Source organism: Variovorax sp. GW821-FHT09D05, from assembly GCF_059416325.1.
The window spans coordinates 70,616-86,431 of record NZ_JBWKOZ010000003.1 but is presented as its reverse complement, the minus strand read 5'-3'; the positions used below and the strand labels follow the sequence as shown (position 1 = coordinate 86,431).

Sequence of the window (15,816 nt, the reverse complement as noted above, 5' to 3'; positions counted from 1 at the left end):
GTTAGGGTACTCACCTATGAAGGAAGTACCTGACACCGTGGTCTGCCCGGGTTGCGATGCGGTCTACAGCCGTGCGCCCCTGCATCCCCGCGACGTGGCGCACTGCCCGCGCTGCGGCACAGAGCTCGGCCGGCACCCCGGCCAGCAGGAGCGCCGCATCCTTCCGCTGACGGTGGCCTGCCTGATCATGTTCGCCATTGCGAACCTGTTTCCCATCGTCGAGATCGAGCTCCAGGGCCTGCGCAGCCAGACCACGCTGGCTGGCGCGGTGATAGCGCTCAGCGCCGAGGGCATGTCGGTGGTGGCGCTGCTGGTGCTGGCCACGACCATTCTTTTTCCCTTTCTGCAGCTGTGCATCCTCGCGTACCTGCTGATTCCGCTGAGCCGCGAGCACCGGCCCGTGGGCTTCGCGCTGCTGGTGCGGGCCATGCAGTCGCTGCGGCCATGGGGAATGATCGAAGTGTTCCTGCTCGGGGTGCTGGTGGCCATCGTCAAGCTGTCGAGCATGGCAAGCGTGGTGCCGGGGCCGGCGCTGTGGGCCTTCATGGCGCTGACGGTCATGCTGACGGCTGTGCTGTCGTTCAACCCGGGCGCGTTCTGGGAAATGACTTTCCGCCCGAAGGACGAACCCAAGACTGAAGAAGACGGGGCGTCGGCATGAAGCTGCCTGCCTTCCTCGAGCGGCACGAACATCACGATGAAGACGCGCCGGTTCCCACCGCCGCCTCGCTTGGCCTCATGGCCTGCCCGCATTGCGCCGCCGTCTGGAAAGACGCCGAGGAAGGCGACGCCTGCGGCCGCTGTGGCACGCACCTGCACACCCGCAAGCGGCAGAGCCTGAACCGCACATGGGCCTTCCTCATAGCGGCCTGCATGATGTATATACCGGCCAACCTGCTGCCGGTGATGATCACGCGCACGCTGTTCGGCGCGCAGTACGACACCATCCTGAGCGGGGTGATCTATTTCTGGGTGTCGGGCGCCTACGGGCTGGCGGCCATCGTCTTCATTGCGAGCTTTCTGGTGCCGCTGTTCAAGCTGGCGGTGCTTTTCTTGCTCGTGGTGCTGGCGCAGCGCGGCAGCACCTGGCGCCGGCGGGAGCGGGCCAAGCTGTATCACATCATCGAAGTGATCGGCCGCTGGTCGATGCTCGACGTGTTCGTGGTGTCGCTGCTGACCGGGCTGGTGCAGATCCAGGGCTTCGCGGTCATCACCGCGGGCGTGGGCATCGCGGCCTTCGGGTCGGTGGTGGTGCTGACCATGCTGGCTTCGCTGAGCTTCGACCCGAAGCTCACGTGGGACAGCAAGGAGGCGCAGGCCACCCTGCAGGAGAACGAAGTTGCGCAGGGACATGAAAACAGGGACGAGAAACCAGCATGAGTGAAGAAGACCAACCCCAGGACAAACCGGCGCCGTCCGCACAGCCCCCGCTGCCAAAGCCGCGCGTGGTGCGCCGGCGCGAATGGCTGCCCTCGCTGATCTGGCTGATTCCCATCGTGGCAGCGCTGGTCGGCATCACGCTCGTGGCCCGCATCCTGCTGGAGCGCGGCCCTGAAGTGGTGCTGACCTTCAAGACCGCCGAAGGCCTGGAGGCAGGCAAGACCGCCGTCAAGTACAAGGACGTGCAGATCGGCCTCGTCACCCATCTTCGGCTGGCGCGCGACCGCTCGCACGTGCGCGTGCTGGTGCAGTTCAACAAGGAGGCCGAGAGCTTCACCGCCTCGGACTCGCGCTTCTGGGTGGTTCGGCCACGGCTCGACACATCGGGCATCTCGGGCCTCAACACCTTGCTGTCGGGCGCCTACATCGGCGCCGACGCGGGCGTGTCGAAGGACACCGCGGGCGAGTTCACCGGGCTCGAAACCCCGCCCATCGTCACGCGCGACGACTCCGGCAAGCAGTTCCTGCTGCGCGCCAACGACGTGGGCTCGCTCGACGTTGGCTCGCCGGTGTACTTCCGGCGCGTCAAGGTCGGGCAGGTGGCCGCCTACGAACTCGACGGCGACGGGCGCGGCGTGACCATGCGCGTCTTCGTCAATTCGCCCTACGACAAGTTCGTGGGCATGAACACGCGCTTCTGGCAGGCCAGCGGCATCGACGCGCAGTTGAGCGCCAGCGGCTTCACGCTGCGCACGCAGTCGCTGGCAACCATCCTGCTCGGCGGCATCGCCTTCCAGGCGCCCGACGACGCGATGGGCCCGGTCGCCAAGGAGAACGCTGCCTTCACGCTGGCACAGGACGAAGCTGCCGCCATGAAGGAGCCCGACGGGCCTTCGCAAACCTTGCTGATGTACTTCAACCAGTCGCTGCGCGGCCTCACACCGGGCGCGCCGGTGGACTTCCGCGGCGTGGTGATCGGCGAGGTCAAGTCGATCGGCGTCGAGTTCGATCGCGCCGAGCGCGAGTTCCGCATGCCGGTGCTGGTGCAGGTCTACCCCGATCGCCTGCGCCGCCGAGCCGGCGAAAGCGGCGTTGAATCTCGTGCCACCCAGCAGGAGCGGCTGCGCTTCCTGGCCGAGAAGGGCCTGCGCGCCCAGTTGCGCAACGGCAACCTGCTGACCGGCCAGGTGTATGTGGCGCTCGACTTCTTCCCGAAGGCGCCGCCGGCAAAGATCGACCTGAACAGGAGCCCGATCGAGCTGCCCACCGTGGCCAACAGCCTCGACGAGATCCAGTCGCAGGTGCAGGAAATCGCGACCAAGCTCAACAAGGTGCCGTACGAGCAGATTGCGGGCGACCTGCGCACCACGCTCGCCACGCTCAACAAGACGCTGACGGCCACCGAGCAGACGGTGACCCGCATCAACAGCGACGTCACGCCCGAGCTGGCCGCGGCCATGAAGGACGTGCGCAAGACCGTGAACAGTGCCGAGCGAACGCTGGCCGACGATTCGCCGCTGCAGCAGGACATGCGCCAGACGCTGCGGGAGCTGACGCGCGCCGCGGGCTCGCTGCGCGTGCTGACCGACTACCTCGAACGCCATCCCGAGTCGCTGCTGCGCGGCAAACCGGACGACAAGAAATGAAGAAGAACCACCACCTCGCATTCGTGACGGCGGCAGCGCTGGCCGTGCTTGCAGCAGGCTGCGCGAGCAAGCCCGACAACTACTACACGCTGGCGAGCCCTGTGGCGGCCGCCGAAGCCGCGCCCTCGACGCTCGGCAGTGCCGCGCCGCTGTACATCGAGCTCGCGCCCGTGGCCGTGCCCGAGCGCTTCGCGCGGCCGCAGATGGTGGTGCGCCAGCCCAACGGCAGCGTGCAGGTCGAGGTGCTGGAGCAGCACCGCTGGGCCGCGTCGTTCGAGAACGAGCTGCGCGATGCGCTGGCCAGCGGCATTGCCGGGCGGCTGGGTGCGCTCGACGTGACCAAGGGCGGCCGGCAGAGCTCGCAGCCGGTGTGGCGCATCGCGGTGCAGCTGCAGCAGTTCGACGCGGTCGACGGCGGGCGTGTCGATGCGAGCTTCAACTGGACGCTGCGGCGCTCGGACGAGGCGCGCACGGTGGTGTGCCAGCTGAACCTTGGCGAGGCTGTGGGCAGCGGGATGGACGCGGTGGCGCAAGGGGCGCAGCGCGTGACCTCGGCGGCTGCCGCGGCGATGGCGCGCAGCGTGAGTGCGGCGCGTGCGAATCCTGCCGCGACCGCCTGCACGACGACCTGATCAATCTTCCCCCGGTGGGGAAGGAGCAAGACGGAATCCCATAAGAAGGAGACCCCCATGGCACAGATCGGCAAGGCGCCCAGCGACCACACGCTGATCCTGCATGGCGCCCGTGCGGAAGAGGGGGCCTGTCCCGAGGCCTCCAAGCCATGGGTGCTGGCCGCGGCCGTCGTGGGTTCGAGCATGGCCTTCATCGACGGCACGGTGGTCAACGTGGCACTGCCGGCCATCCAGGCCGACCTGCTCGCCACGGCCTTCCAGGCGCAATGGGTGGTCGAGTCTTATGCCTTGCTGCTGGCGGCGCTGTTGCTCGTGGGCGGCGCGCTGGGCGATCACTATGGCCGGCGGCGCATCTTCGCGATCGGCGTCGGCATCTTCGCCTTGTCTTCGGTGGCCTGCGGGCTTGCGGCCAACGTGCAGCAGCTCATTGCCGCGCGCGCGGTGCAGGGCATCGGCGGTGCGCTGCTGGTGCCGGGCAGCCTCGCGCTCATCAGCGCGGCCTTTCCCGAGAAAGAGCGCGGCAAGGCCATCGGCACGTGGTCGGGCTTCAGCGGCATCACCGCGGCCGTGGGGCCGGTGCTGGGCGGCTTCCTGGTCGATCACTTCTCGTGGACCTGGGCTTTTCTCATCAACGTGCCGATGGCACTGCTGGTGCTGTGGATCGTCTGGCGCCACGTGCCCGAGAGCCGAGGCGCATCGGCCAGCGGCGGGCTCGACGTGTGGGGCGCGCTGCTGGCGACGGCCGGTCTCGGCGGCATCGTCTATGCCTTCATCGAGGCGCCCACGCAAGGTTGGGGTTCGCCGGCCGTGCTCGCGGCGCTGGTCATCGGCGTGCTGGGTAGCGTGGGTTTCATCGCAGTCGAGCGCAAGGTGCGAACGCCGATGCTGCCGCTGGGGCTGCTGCGCATCGGCAACTTCAGCGGAGCCAATCTGCTGACGCTGCTGCTCTATGCGGCACTGGGCGGCGGGCTCTATTTCTTTCCGCTCAACCTGATCCAGGTGCAGGGCTACTCGGCCACCGTGGCAGGCGCGGCGCTGCTGCCGTTCATCTTCATCATGTTCGCGCTTTCCGGCTGGGCCGGGCAACTGGTCGACCGCTTCGGGCCGCGCATGCCGCTGGTCATCGGGCCCTCGATTGCCGCGGTGGGCTTTGCGTTGTTCGCGCTACCGGGCGTGGGGGCGAGTTACTGGAGCGGCTTTCTGCCGGCCGTGGTGGTGCTGGGCTTCGGCATGACGGTGACGGTGGCGCCGCTGACGACCACGGTCATGAATGCGGTCGGACCCGACCTGGCGGGCGTGGCCTCTGGCGTGAACAACGCCGTGTCGCGCGCGGCGGCGGTGTTGGCGATTGCCGTGTTCGGCGCGATCATGGCCTGGGCCTTCGACGCGGCGCTGGCGAACAACCTGCGCGAGATGGGCGCCTCGGCGCAGGTGTCGGCTTTTCTGGAAGGCGAGCGCAGCAAGCTGGCCGGCGCGGCGCTGCCGCCGGGCGTGGATGCAGCCACGGCGGCAGCCGTCAAGCGGGCCGTGGCCGAATCTTTCGTCGCGGGCTTTCGCTGGGTGATGCTGCTGAGCGCCGGGCTGGCCGTGCTGAGTGCGGTGAGCGCGTGGCTGATGATCCGGGGCACTCCCGCCGCAGGAGGTTCGGACAGCAAGAGCTAAGGAGACAAGTCGATGCAGGAAGAAGAGCGACAGCAGGTGCAGCACGTCGATGTCCTGATCGTCGGCGCCGGCCTCTCGGGCATTGGCGCCGGCTACCACCTGCAGGCGAACTGCCCGAGTCGAAGCTACGCCATCCTCGAAGGGCGGGAGCGCAGCGGCGGCACGTGGGACCTGTTTCGCTATCCGGGCGTGCGTTCGGATTCCGACATGTACACGCTGGGCTATTCGTTCCGGCCGTGGACGAACGCGAAGTCCATTGCCGATGGGCCCACGATCCTGAACTACCTGCGCGAGACGGCGGCGCAGCACGGCATCGACCGAAAGGTCCGCTTCAACCATCGCGTGGTGCGCGCCTCCTGGTCGACGGCCGATGCGTGCTGGAGCGTCGATGTCGAGCATGGCCCCGAGCGCCTTCCGCTACGGGTGCGCTGCAGCTTCTTGTTCCTGTGCAGCGGCTACTACAGGTACGAGGCGGGCTACACGCCCGAATTCGCGGGCATCGGCGACTACACGGGCCGCGTCGTCCATCCGCAGCACTGGCCCGAAGACCTCGACTGCAGCGGCAAGCGGGTGGTCGTGATCGGCAGCGGCGCAACCGCGATGACGCTGGTGCCGGCCTTGGCAAAGACGGCTGCGCATGTCGTGCTGCTGCAGCGCTCGCCTACCTATGTTGTCGCGCGACCGGCACAGGACCCCATCGCGCACGGGCTGCGGCGCTTTCTGCCGGACAGGCTGGCCTATGGCCTCACGCGCTGGAAGAACGTGCTGCTGGCCATGTACTTCTTCAGCCTCGCGCGGCGCAAGCCGGAGCGCGCGAAGCGGATGATCCTCGGCGGCGCGCGGCAGGCTCTTGGCCCCGACTACGACATCGCCACGCACTTCACGCCGCGCTACAACCCGTGGGACCAGCGCATCTGCCTCGTGCCCGACGGCGACCTGTTCGCGGCCCTCAACGCAGGGTGCGCCTCGATGGTCACGGACCAGATCGACACCTTCACGCCGCACGGCATCCGGCTGAAGTCGGGCGCGGAGCTGGAGGCCGATGTGATCGTCACTGCCACCGGCCTCGAACTGCAGGTGCTCGGCGGCGTGCAGCTCGACGTGGACGGCCGCCGCGTGGACCCGGCCGCGACCTTCAACTACAAGGGAATGATGTTCAGCGACGTGCCCAACCTGGCCTCGTCGTTCGGCTACACGAATGCGTCGTGGACGCTCAAGAGCGACCTGACCTGCGCGTATGTCTGCCGGCTGCTCAATCACATGGAGAAGCACGGCTGCACCCAATGCACGCCGCGCAACGCCGACCCCACGCTGACACCCGAGCCCTGGCTCGATTTCTCGTCGGGCTACGTGCAGCGCGCGGTGGGCAGGTTTCCGAAGCAGGGTTCGCGCGCGCCGTGGCGGGTGTATCAGAACTACGCGCGCGACCTTGTCAGCCTGCGCTTTGGGGCGGTGGACGATGGGGTGATGGAGTTCTCGAACCCTCGCCGCGCCTAGAGGATTGCGTGCGCAAGCAATCCTCTTTCCAGGGAATGCGGCGAAAAAACCTGCTTTCTAGAATGAAACACACCGAGGAGAGGGAACCTTGATGAAGCAACGAACCGGATGGGTTATGGTGCTGGCGTGCGGCATCGGTGTCTTTACATCGGGCGCGGCAGCAGCGCAGGCGGAGTATGCAATTCGCTGGGATCCGTCTCAGGGCGGTCCCAAAACCGCGGCAGAGGCACTCGCTCGGTTGGCGCCGGGCGACAACGACATCGAAACGGACCTCTTCAGGGTGCGCTACGCCAGCGAGGTGAAGGCGCCCACGGACGTTGTCGGCGCAAGGGCCATCCTTCGCGAGCGGGAGCGCACGAGCAAGGCGCGCCACGAGCTGACCTACAAGCTGCGCAGCAACTCGCCGCTGCCTTCGGCGCCCAGCTTTGCAGGCGCCCAGTGCCCGGCGGGTCCGCTGGTTGGGCCGAAGGACGAGACAAAAGACGAAATCGATGTGTCGTTCACCGGCGCGGCAGATCCGGTGCGCGCGTTTTCGCGCAGTTGCACCGTGCAATCGACGAGCACGCCGCCGCCGATTCCCGATGCACTGCAAGCCCGCTTCGCGGCTTGCGAAAGCACAACGACACGACTCGGGCTCAAGCAGCGGGGGAATCTCAGGGTCGAGGAATGGCGCCTGCCGGGAGGGCGCATCGCCATCGAGGCCTCGCGCACGGGCCCCGACACGCCGAAGGCGCTGAAAGCGTTCCGCCGAGAGGTGGTCGAGCCCTTGACCACTGGGAGCAATGCCATCCGGCCGCTGTCGCGCAGCAAGACGGACCTGGGCAGCGATTGCGGCACCTGATGAGCATGCCGCGCGAGTCTGGTGCAAGCCCGGCTAGGGCGCGTGCGCAGGAGAGAGCAGGCTGTCGAGCTCCGTCCACAGCGGATCGCATTGCCCCGCCCTGAACGCGGCGGCCCTGAAGGTCGGATGCTCGCCGTGGTACGTGTCCCAGAGCGTGCGATGTCCGTCCGCCACGCATGCCCGCACATTGGCCAGCCTGTCGGCTGCCTTCACCACCAGCGCCAGTTCTTCGTCGCCCGTTACCTTCGCCAGTGCCGCATAGGTCTTGGCCTTGCGCTCCTTGCGGTTGGCGCCGGGTGCGTCGGTCAGCAGCGCGACGCAGGCGGCCACCAGTTCGCCGAAGCGTGAGCGCACGTCGGCCACCGTGGCCTCGGTGTCCTCGACCACGTCGTGCAGGTAGCCGATGACGCGCGCCTTGTCGCCGTAAGGCCTGAGCAGCGTGGCTACGGCGTCGAGGTGGTGGACGTACGGATGGGGTCCATATTTCTGGTCGCCATGCATCTCGACGGCATAGGCGCGGGCGGCGGCGGGTGTCGATGAAGTGATGGTGGTCATGCGGCGTCCTGTGGTTTTTCCATTCTGCCTTTTGCTTTGCGGCGCGCGGTCTTTACCTCGTTTACGGAGGAAAACACCTATCGGAAGCGCATTGTCGGCATTCTTGTGTATCGATACAGTAAATCGTTCCACCAAAACGGGCGCACGACCCGACAACCCTCCAGGAGACAAGAAAATGACCTCGCTTTCACGCCGCCGGTTCGTCCAGTCATCGTCCGCCTTGTCGCTTGCCGCGGCGACGGCGGGTTTCTCGCAGCACGCCTTCGCACAGGAAAAAACCGTGGCGCTGCGGCTGTCGTCGTCCCACGTGGCTGACCTCAATTCGTCGCACTTCGCGTGGGTGCAGCTGATGCAGGCCAACCTGAAGAAGGCGGTGGGCGAGCAGATCCGCATCGACTACTTTCCGAACAACCAGCTGGGCAAGGAAAGCGACGTGGTGCAGCAGGTGAAGGTGGGCTCCATCGACATGATGCTCACGGGCTCTTCGATATGGGCCACGGTAACGCCGCAGCTGGGCATGCTCGACCTGGGCTACCTGTTCGACAGCTACGAGCACGTGGCGCGCGCCGTGGAGGCGGGCGTGGGGCCGAAGCTCAACGACATGCTGGTCAAGAGCACGGGCTGCCAGATCATCACCTGGGGTGCGCACTACGGCGCGCGCAACGTCTACACCAAGCAGCCGGTGAAGGGGCTGGCCGACATCAAGAACGTGAAGCTGCGGGTGCTGCCCACGCCGGCCTTCATCGAGACCTTCAAGATCATGGGCGCGATCCCCACGCCCATTTCCTTCGGCGAGCTCTACATGGCGGCGCAGACCGGCGTGGTCGACGGCTTCGAGCACGACGCGGGCACGGTGCTGGCAAACAAGCTCAACGAGGTGGTCAAGCACTGCTGGATGACCGAGCACCTGTTCAGCCCGATGGTCTGCGTGGCCGGCAAGCGCGCGATGGACCGCGTACCCGCGACGCTGCGCCCGGCCTTCCTGAAGGCCGCGGCCGACTCCACGCTGCAGCAGCGCCAGATCGGCAACGAGCGCACGCAGCAGGTGATGGAAGAGCTGAAGAAGCTCGGCATCACCTTCACGCCTATGGCAAAGAACGAGCGCGACCAGGTCCGCAAGGAAATGGAAACGAAGCTCTGGGCCGGCTTCGCCAAGCAGTACCCGGAGACGGGGCCGCTGTTTGCCGCCATCAACGGCGCCCGGGCCTGAAGCGTCATGTCGAGCATGTCGCTTCCGTTGCAACCCGCGCTTGGCTTCGATGCCAGCCACGCCGCAGGCCGCTGGCTCGCCTGGCTGATGCGCATGACCGAGTACGTGGCCGGCGCGGTGCTGGCCATCGACGTGGTGGTCGTCTTCGTCTCGGTCGTCTTCCGCTACTTCCTGCACGACCCCTTCGACTGGGCGGAGGAGGTGGCGCGCGCGCTGATGGTGATCCAGGTGTTCTTCGGCGCGGCCACGGTGCTGGCGCGCAGCCAGCACGTGGGCGTGGACCTGTTTCGCGGCATGCTGCCGGCGCGCTGGCAGCCGGCACTGATCCAGTTCGGCAGCTGGATCATCGTGGGCGTGTCGGCGAGCCTCTTCGCCTCGTCGTGCGAGCTGCTGCTCGATTCGTACAACATGACGACCTCCATCGGCCTGCCGCAGTGGATCTACGTGTACCCGGTGGCCGTCGGCAGCCTTTTCATGACGCTGTTCGGGCTGGCCAATGCGGTGAACGGGCCTTCGCGGATGGTGTGGTCCACGCTGGGCGTGGGGCTGGCGCTGACGGCGGCGGTGGTGGGCTGGAACACGTTGATGAGCGAGCACGCCATTCCGCCCTGGGCGCTGCTCGTGGCGGGCTTTCTCGGCGGCATGGCGCTGGGCATGCCGATTGCCTTCGTGCTCGCGCTGTCGTCGCTGGTGTTCTTCATGGCCGATCCGTCGCTGCCCATGCTGGTGTATTCGCAGCAGGTGATGGCGGGCACCGACCACTATGTGCTGCTGGCCATTCCGTTCTTCGTGTTGGCGGGCCTGCTGATGGAGGCCAACGGCATGTCGTCGCGGCTCATCGAGCTGCTGCTGCGCATGTTCGGGAGGCTGCGCGGCGGGCTGGGGCTCATCACCATCACGGCCACTGCGTTCTTCTCGGGCGTATCGGGCTCCAAGCTGGCCGACATCGCGGCGGTGGGCGGCATCATCATGCCGGCCGTACGCAGGACGAAGCAGGACCCGAACGAAACCGCCGGCCTGCTGGCGTGCACAGCGGTGATGGCCGAGACCATTCCGCCGTGCATCAACATGATCATCATGGGCTTCGTGGCCAACATCTCGATTGCCGGGCTGTTCATGGCGGGGCTGATTCCGGCCGTGGTGCTGGCGGTGTCGCTGGCGGCGGTGACCATCTACGTGGGCACGAAGATCAACCCCGACGAGGCCTTCGACGTGCGCACGCCCATGTTCCGCCTGCTGGGCGGCGCGCTGGTGGCGCTGGTCATGGTGGCGATGATCGGCAAGGGCGTGACCTCGGGCATTGCCACCTCGACCGAGGTGTCCTCGTTCGCTGTGGTCTATGCGCTGGTGGTGGGGTGGCTGGCTTTTCGCGAGCTCACGGTGAAGTCGGTGGCGCGGCTGTTCGTGCGCTCGGCGTCGATGGCGGGCGGCATCCTGTTCATTGTGGCGGCGGCGTCGAGCCTGTCGTTCGCGCTCACGATCCAGCAGATTCCGCAGTACCTGTCGGAATTCATGATCGGCTTTGCGCACTCGTACGGCAGCACGATGTTCGTGATGCTGTCGGTGCTCATCATGATCGTGTTCGGCGCCATCCTCGAAGGCGCGCCGGCACTCATCATCTTCGGGCCGCTGCTCACGCCCATTGCCTCGCAGCTGGGCGTGAACCCGCTGCACTTCGGCACGGTGATGGTCATTGCCATGGGCTTCGGGCTGTTCGCGCCGCCGGTCGGGCTGGGCCTGTTCGCCACCTGCGCGATCACCGGCACGCAGGTGAAGGACGTGGCGCGGCCGATGATGAAATACCTGGCCGTCTTGTTCGTTACCCTCGTGGTGCTGGTGTTGGTGCCGGCCTTCTCCACGTGGCTGCCGCTGCGCATGGGGATGTGAGCGGACCGCAACAAGACAAAGACCAGAGACAACAGGAAGGATGCCGTGAGCAGAATCAGCGATGTCGCCCAGCGGGCGGGGGTGTCGACCAGCACCGTGTCGAACGTGTTGAACGGGCGCAGCGACCGCATGGCCAAGGAGACGCTGGCGCGCGTCGAAACCGCCATCCGCGAGCTCAAGTACCGGCCCAACACCTCGGCGCGGCAGCTCAAGACGGGGTACACGCCGCTGATCGGCCTGCTGGTGCCGTCGATGGCCAACCCGATGTACGGCTTCATTGCCCGCGAGGTGGAAACGCTGGCGCAGGAGCGCTACGGCTTTCGCATCATGATCGGCAACACCTACCGCGACGTCGCCAAGGAAGCGCATTTCTTCGAGGACCTGATGGCGCATGGCGTGCGCGGCGTGATCATCATCTCGTCGCTGGTCGACGAGCAGCACGTGGAGGCCGCCGCCGAGCGTGGGCTGGTGGTGGTGAGCTACGACCGGCGCGCCACGCCCGCCGCATCGGGTGGGGCCTCGGTGATCGACCACGTGACGGTCGACAGCTTCGAGTCGTCGCGCATCGCCACGCAGCACCTGATCGATCAGGGGCATCGCCGGCTGGCTTTCGTCACCCCGTCGGGCCGCACCATGAGCCGCAGCGAGAAGATCAACGGCTTCCTGGCGGCCGCGAAGAGCGCGGGCCTCGATGGCAGCGCGCAGGTCATCGAAGGCATGCCGGTCGACGAATACGGCGATTCGATGATGAGCGAGCTCGGCCGCATGCAGGCCGGACTCATCGCGAAGTCGAAGAATCGCCCGACCGGCGTGATCGGCGTGAACGATCTGCTGGCCTTCGGCCTGATGGCGGGCTTTCGCGATGCGGGCTTGGAGGTGCCGCAGGACGTATCGGTCATCGGCATCGACAACGTGTTTCTCTCGACGCTGATGCACCCCGCGATGACCTCGGTGCGCGTGCCGGTGCCCGAGATGGCGCAGGTGATGGTCGAGCGGGTGATGAGCCGGCTGTCGGATCCGTCGATCTCGACGCAGGAGTTCGTTTTTGCGCCCACGCTGGTGGCGCGCGAATCGGTAGCGCCGCCGCGCGGCTAGTCTTTTTCTTCCCCTGAGCAGAAGTCTTTTTTCATGACCACGGTTTTCGTCAGCCATCCGCAAAGCAAGCTCGCCCACTACTTCGGCGACCGCGCCACGGCCGCCTTGCGGGCCATTGCGCAGGTGCGCTTCAACCCTACGGACACCGATCTCTCGTCGCGCGAACTGGCCGAACTGGCACGGGACTGCGACGCCATCATTTCCTACCGCCAGACGGTGGGCGACGAGGCGCTGTTCGCCGCGTTGCCGCAGCTCACGGCCTTCGTGCGCTGCGCCATCGACATTCGCAACATCGACGTGGCGTCCGCCAGCCGGCATGGCGTGCTGGTGACGCAGGCGAGCGCGGGGTTCATTCCCTCGGTGTCGGAGTGGATTGTGGGCGTGATGATCGACCTGGGTCGGCACATCAGCGCCTCGGCCGAGGGCTACCACGCGGGCCGGCCCGTGGTGCCGGCGATGGGGCGCGAGTTGCGCGGGAGCACGCTGGGCGTCATCGGCTATGGGCAGATCAGCCGTTACCTGTGCGACGTGGCGCTGGCGCTCGGCATGCGCATCGTTGTGCACGATCCGTACACCGCGACAGGCCGGCTCGAGTTCGCGCAGGTGGAGCTCGACGCGCTGCTGGCCCAGTCGGACTTCGTTGTCTGCCTCGCGGCGGCCACCGAGGCGACCGAAGACATGATGAATGCCACCACCTTCGCCGCGATGCAGCCGCATGCCTACTTCATCAATGCCTCGCGCGGCAATCTGGTGGATGAAGACGCGCTGCTCGCCGCGCTCGATGCCGGCACGATCGCAGGGTGCGCTGTGGACGTGGGCCGCGCGCCTGACCAGATGCCGTCGCCGCGCGTGGCAGCGCATCCGCGCGTGATCGCCACGCCGCACATCGGCGGACTCACGCCGGCGGCTGTCGAGCATCAGGCGATGGAGACCGTGTCGCAGCTGGCCGAAATCTTCCAGGGCAGGGCACCGAAGGGCGCGGTGAACGCGGCCGAGGCCTATCGCTGGGAGCAGGCCTTTGGCGCGCGCGCCTGAACGTCCGACTCACACATCCCGCAAAGAGAGCCCCATGGAACCGACCCGGAATGCGCGCTATGCCGGCGCCTGCGACTGCCACGTCCACATTTACGAAGACCGCTTCCCGTTGATTCCGAACGTCGCATGGGTGCCGCCGCATTCGCCGGTGTCGGCTTACCGCGAGCAGGTGCAGCAGCCGCTGGGCATCGACCGCGCCGTGGTCGTGCAGCCCACGGGCTATGGCTTCGACAACAGCTGCACGCTCGATGCGCTGGCCCAGTTCGGCAATGCAGCGCGCGGCATTGCGCTGGTAGTGCCCGACGTGGCCGATGCCGAGATCGCGCGCCTGCACGCCGGCGGCATGCGCGGCGTGCGCTACATGATGATCGGCGGCGTGCTGAGCTGGGCATCGCTCGAACCGATGGCCGCGCGGCTGGCCAATGCCGACTGGATGGTCAACCTGCAGCTCGACGGCCGCACGATGCCCGAGCACGAGGCGGTGCTCAAGCGCCTGCCGTGCCGGCTGGTGCTGGACCACAACGGCAAGTTCCTGGAGCCGGTGGCGCCGGACCACCCGTCGTTCCAGTCGCTGCTGCGCGTGCTCGATTCGGGGCGCGTGTGGATCAAGCTTTCGGCGCCCTACGAAACCTCGAAGACCGGCGCACCCGGCTATGACGACGTGAGCCTGCTGGCCCGCACGCTGGCCGAAAAGTTTCCCGAGCGCTGCCTCTGGGCCAGCAACTGGCCGCACCCGGGGCGCAACCCCAGGCCCGAAAGCGCGCCGCTGTACGACCTGCTGTTTTCCTGGGCGACCAGCGATGACACGCGGCGGCGCATCCTCGTGGACAACCCGGCGGCGCTCTACGGCTTCTAGGCGCCGCGCCTCACCAGCAGGCGTTGCGGCCCCTGGCCCTCGGCGCCCAGCCGGTCCAGCGGATTGCGCAGCTTGCACCGGTCGATCGACAGGCAGCCGCAGCCGATGCAGTCGTCGAGCGTGTCGCGCAGCTTCTGCAGCTGCGCCATGCGCTCGTCCAGCTCGGTGCGCCACGAGGCCGACAGACGGGCCCAGTCTTCGCGGCTGGGCGCAGCGGACGCGGGGAGGGTAGCCAGCGCCGTGCCGATGTCGGCAAGCGAAATGCCTACCCTTTGCGCTACCCGCACGAAGGCCACGCGCCGCAGCACCGTGCGCGGATAGCGCCGCTGGTTGCCTGCAGTGCGGGTGCTGTCGATCAGGCCCTGTGCTTCGTAGAAATGCAGGGTGGACACCGTGACGCCGCTGCGGCGCGCGACTTCGCCGACGGTGAGCGTGGGTGAGATGCCGGCCTTTTGCAGTGCGTCGTTCATGTGGAGAAAAACCTCTTGACCTCAACTTTGCTTGAGGTTTGAGAATAACTTTCAGCGCGCAGGTCCTGTGCGCATTTTTCTCATCAAGGAACCCGCTTCATGTCGAACGATGCCATCGCCCTCCAATCCGGTCCCGTCTTCCGCATCGACAAGTTTGTCGTGCCCGCCGAAGCTCGCCCCGAGTTCATCGCCCAGATGCACCGCATCCAGCAGACGCTGCGCACCTGGCCGGGCTGCCAGCGCACCTACGTGCTGGACCAGACCGGCGGCAGCGGCGAATTCAACGTGGTGACGCTCGTCGAGTGGGCGAGCGAGCAGGCTGTGGCCTCGGCCGCCGAGTTCGTGAAGAAGAAGTTCGCCGAGGAAGGCTTCGATCCGGTCGCGTTCACGAAGAATGCGGGCGTGCGCAGCGACCAGGGCTTCTACCGCATCGCCTGATGGCCGGGAAGGACGAGCCTGTCAACTTCTCACTGACAGGCGTTGCACGGGTTGACAAGAGCCTCCCGTCGCTTTGATACTGAACCTCAAGGTTCATCATTCAAGCAAAGGAGATCCCATGCAGAAGATCGTTCCCTGCCTCTGGTTCGACGGCAACGGCGAAGACGCGCTGAAGTTCTACACCTCCATCTTTCCGAACTCGCGCGTGACCGACAAGCTACTCTGGGGCGACGTCAACCCAGCCAAGAAGGGCTCGCTGCTCACCGCGACCTTCGAGCTCGAAGGGCAGGAGTTCATGGTGCTCAACGGCGGGCCTCAGTACAAGTTCAACCCGGCCATCTCGATGTTCGTGAAGTGCGAGACGCAGGCCGAGGTCGACAACTACTGGGACAAACTGCTCGAAGGCGGCGGCGAGCCGGTGCAGTGCGGCTGGCTCACCGACCGTTACGGCGTGTCGTGGCAAATTGCGCCCACGGCCATGATCCGCATGTTCCAGGACAAGGACCCGGCCAAGGCCGCCCGCGCGATGGAGGCGATGATGAAGATGGTCAAGCTCGATCTCGCCGCGGCGCAGAAAGCCTTCGACGGGGAGTGATCCGTCGTCGCCCCGGC

General features: G+C 66.7%; 16 protein-coding genes. 14 read left to right on the top strand and 2 right to left on the bottom strand.

Annotation, left to right across the window (positions count from 1 at the left end):
- Positions 1-16 precede the first annotated feature (16 nt).
- From AC07O3_RS08330 to AC07O3_RS08300, 7 genes are all read left to right on the top strand, one after another.
- On the top strand, positions 17-661 hold the full coding sequence (locus AC07O3_RS08330) for a paraquat-inducible protein A (RefSeq protein ID WP_093074103.1): 645 nt from the start codon (positions 17-19) through the stop codon (positions 659-661).
- Positions 658-1,380, top strand: a complete 723-nt coding sequence (locus tag AC07O3_RS08325) for a paraquat-inducible protein A (RefSeq protein ID WP_495339067.1) — start codon at positions 658-660, stop codon at positions 1,378-1,380. The genes AC07O3_RS08330 and AC07O3_RS08325 overlap by 4 nt, the downstream gene beginning before the upstream one ends.
- Positions 1,377-3,026 (top strand): PqiB family protein, encoded by a 1,650-nt coding sequence (locus tag AC07O3_RS08320; RefSeq protein WP_495339066.1) that lies wholly within the window; start codon positions 1,377-1,379, stop codon positions 3,024-3,026. Before AC07O3_RS08325 ends, AC07O3_RS08320 begins: the two co-directional genes overlap by 4 nt.
- A complete protein-coding gene (locus tag AC07O3_RS08315) occupies positions 3,023-3,658 on the top strand; it encodes a PqiC family protein (protein WP_495339065.1) in 636 nt (211 codons plus the stop codon). Before AC07O3_RS08320 ends, AC07O3_RS08315 begins: the two co-directional genes overlap by 4 nt.
- Positions 3,659-3,715: 57 nt before the next feature.
- Positions 3,716-5,320 carry an MFS transporter gene (locus AC07O3_RS08310; RefSeq protein WP_097199210.1) on the top strand — a complete coding sequence of 535 codons (1,605 nt, stop codon included), beginning with the start codon at positions 3,716-3,718 and terminating at the stop codon, positions 5,318-5,320.
- Between the two features lie 12 nt (positions 5,321-5,332).
- Complete coding sequence (locus AC07O3_RS08305; RefSeq protein WP_495339064.1) at positions 5,333-6,817, top strand: flavin-containing monooxygenase; 1,485 nt, start codon at positions 5,333-5,335, stop codon at positions 6,815-6,817.
- A gap of 91 nt (positions 6,818-6,908) precedes the next feature.
- Entirely contained in the window at positions 6,909-7,658 is a 750-nt protein-coding gene (locus tag AC07O3_RS08300) for a hypothetical protein (RefSeq protein ID WP_495339063.1), read from the top strand.
- 33 nt (positions 7,659-7,691) lie between these two features.
- On the opposite strand, the gene AC07O3_RS08295 is transcribed toward AC07O3_RS08300, so the two are convergent.
- Positions 7,692-8,213, bottom strand: coding sequence for an HD domain-containing protein (locus tag AC07O3_RS08295; RefSeq protein ID WP_495339062.1), 522 nt, complete (start codon positions 8,211-8,213; stop codon positions 7,692-7,694).
- 175 nt (positions 8,214-8,388) lie between these two features.
- Here AC07O3_RS08295 and AC07O3_RS08290 point away from each other — a divergent pair, with 175 nt between their 5' ends.
- Genes AC07O3_RS08290 through AC07O3_RS08270 form a run of 5 tightly spaced genes read left to right on the top strand, consistent with a single transcriptional unit; the run spans position 8,389 to position 14,296 of the window.
- Complete coding sequence (locus tag AC07O3_RS08290) at positions 8,389-9,423, top strand: TRAP transporter substrate-binding protein (protein WP_093056834.1); 1,035 nt, start codon at positions 8,389-8,391, stop codon at positions 9,421-9,423.
- 15 nt (positions 9,424-9,438) lie between these two features.
- Positions 9,439-11,310: a TRAP transporter large permease gene (locus tag AC07O3_RS08285; protein WP_495339329.1), complete on the top strand. Its 1,872-nt coding sequence runs from the start codon at positions 9,439-9,441 to the stop codon at positions 11,308-11,310.
- A gap of 45 nt (positions 11,311-11,355) precedes the next feature.
- Positions 11,356-12,405 (top strand): LacI family DNA-binding transcriptional regulator, encoded by a 1,050-nt coding sequence (locus tag AC07O3_RS08280; protein WP_495339061.1) that lies wholly within the window; start codon positions 11,356-11,358, stop codon positions 12,403-12,405.
- A gap of 33 nt (positions 12,406-12,438) precedes the next feature.
- Positions 12,439-13,440: an NAD(P)-dependent oxidoreductase gene (locus tag AC07O3_RS08275; RefSeq protein ID WP_495339060.1), complete on the top strand. Its 1,002-nt coding sequence runs from the start codon at positions 12,439-12,441 to the stop codon at positions 13,438-13,440.
- A gap of 34 nt (positions 13,441-13,474) precedes the next feature.
- Entirely contained in the window at positions 13,475-14,296 is an 822-nt protein-coding gene (locus tag AC07O3_RS08270) for an amidohydrolase family protein (RefSeq protein WP_495339059.1), read from the top strand.
- On the opposite strand, the gene soxR is transcribed toward AC07O3_RS08270, so the two are convergent.
- Positions 14,293-14,766, bottom strand: a complete 474-nt coding sequence (soxR, locus tag AC07O3_RS08265) for a redox-sensitive transcriptional activator SoxR (protein ID WP_495339058.1) — start codon at positions 14,764-14,766, stop codon at positions 14,293-14,295. The genes AC07O3_RS08270 and soxR overlap by 4 nt on opposite strands.
- Positions 14,767-14,865: 99 nt before the next feature.
- On the opposite strand from soxR, the gene AC07O3_RS08260 reads away from it, so the two are divergent.
- Both AC07O3_RS08260 and AC07O3_RS08255 read left to right on the top strand, forming a co-directional pair.
- Entirely contained in the window at positions 14,866-15,204 is a 339-nt protein-coding gene (locus tag AC07O3_RS08260) for an antibiotic biosynthesis monooxygenase family protein (protein WP_495339057.1), read from the top strand.
- A 118-nt stretch (positions 15,205-15,322) separates the two neighbouring features.
- Complete coding sequence (locus AC07O3_RS08255; RefSeq protein ID WP_093056827.1) at positions 15,323-15,799, top strand: VOC family protein; 477 nt, start codon at positions 15,323-15,325, stop codon at positions 15,797-15,799.
- The last annotated feature ends 17 nt before the right edge of the window (positions 15,800-15,816 follow it).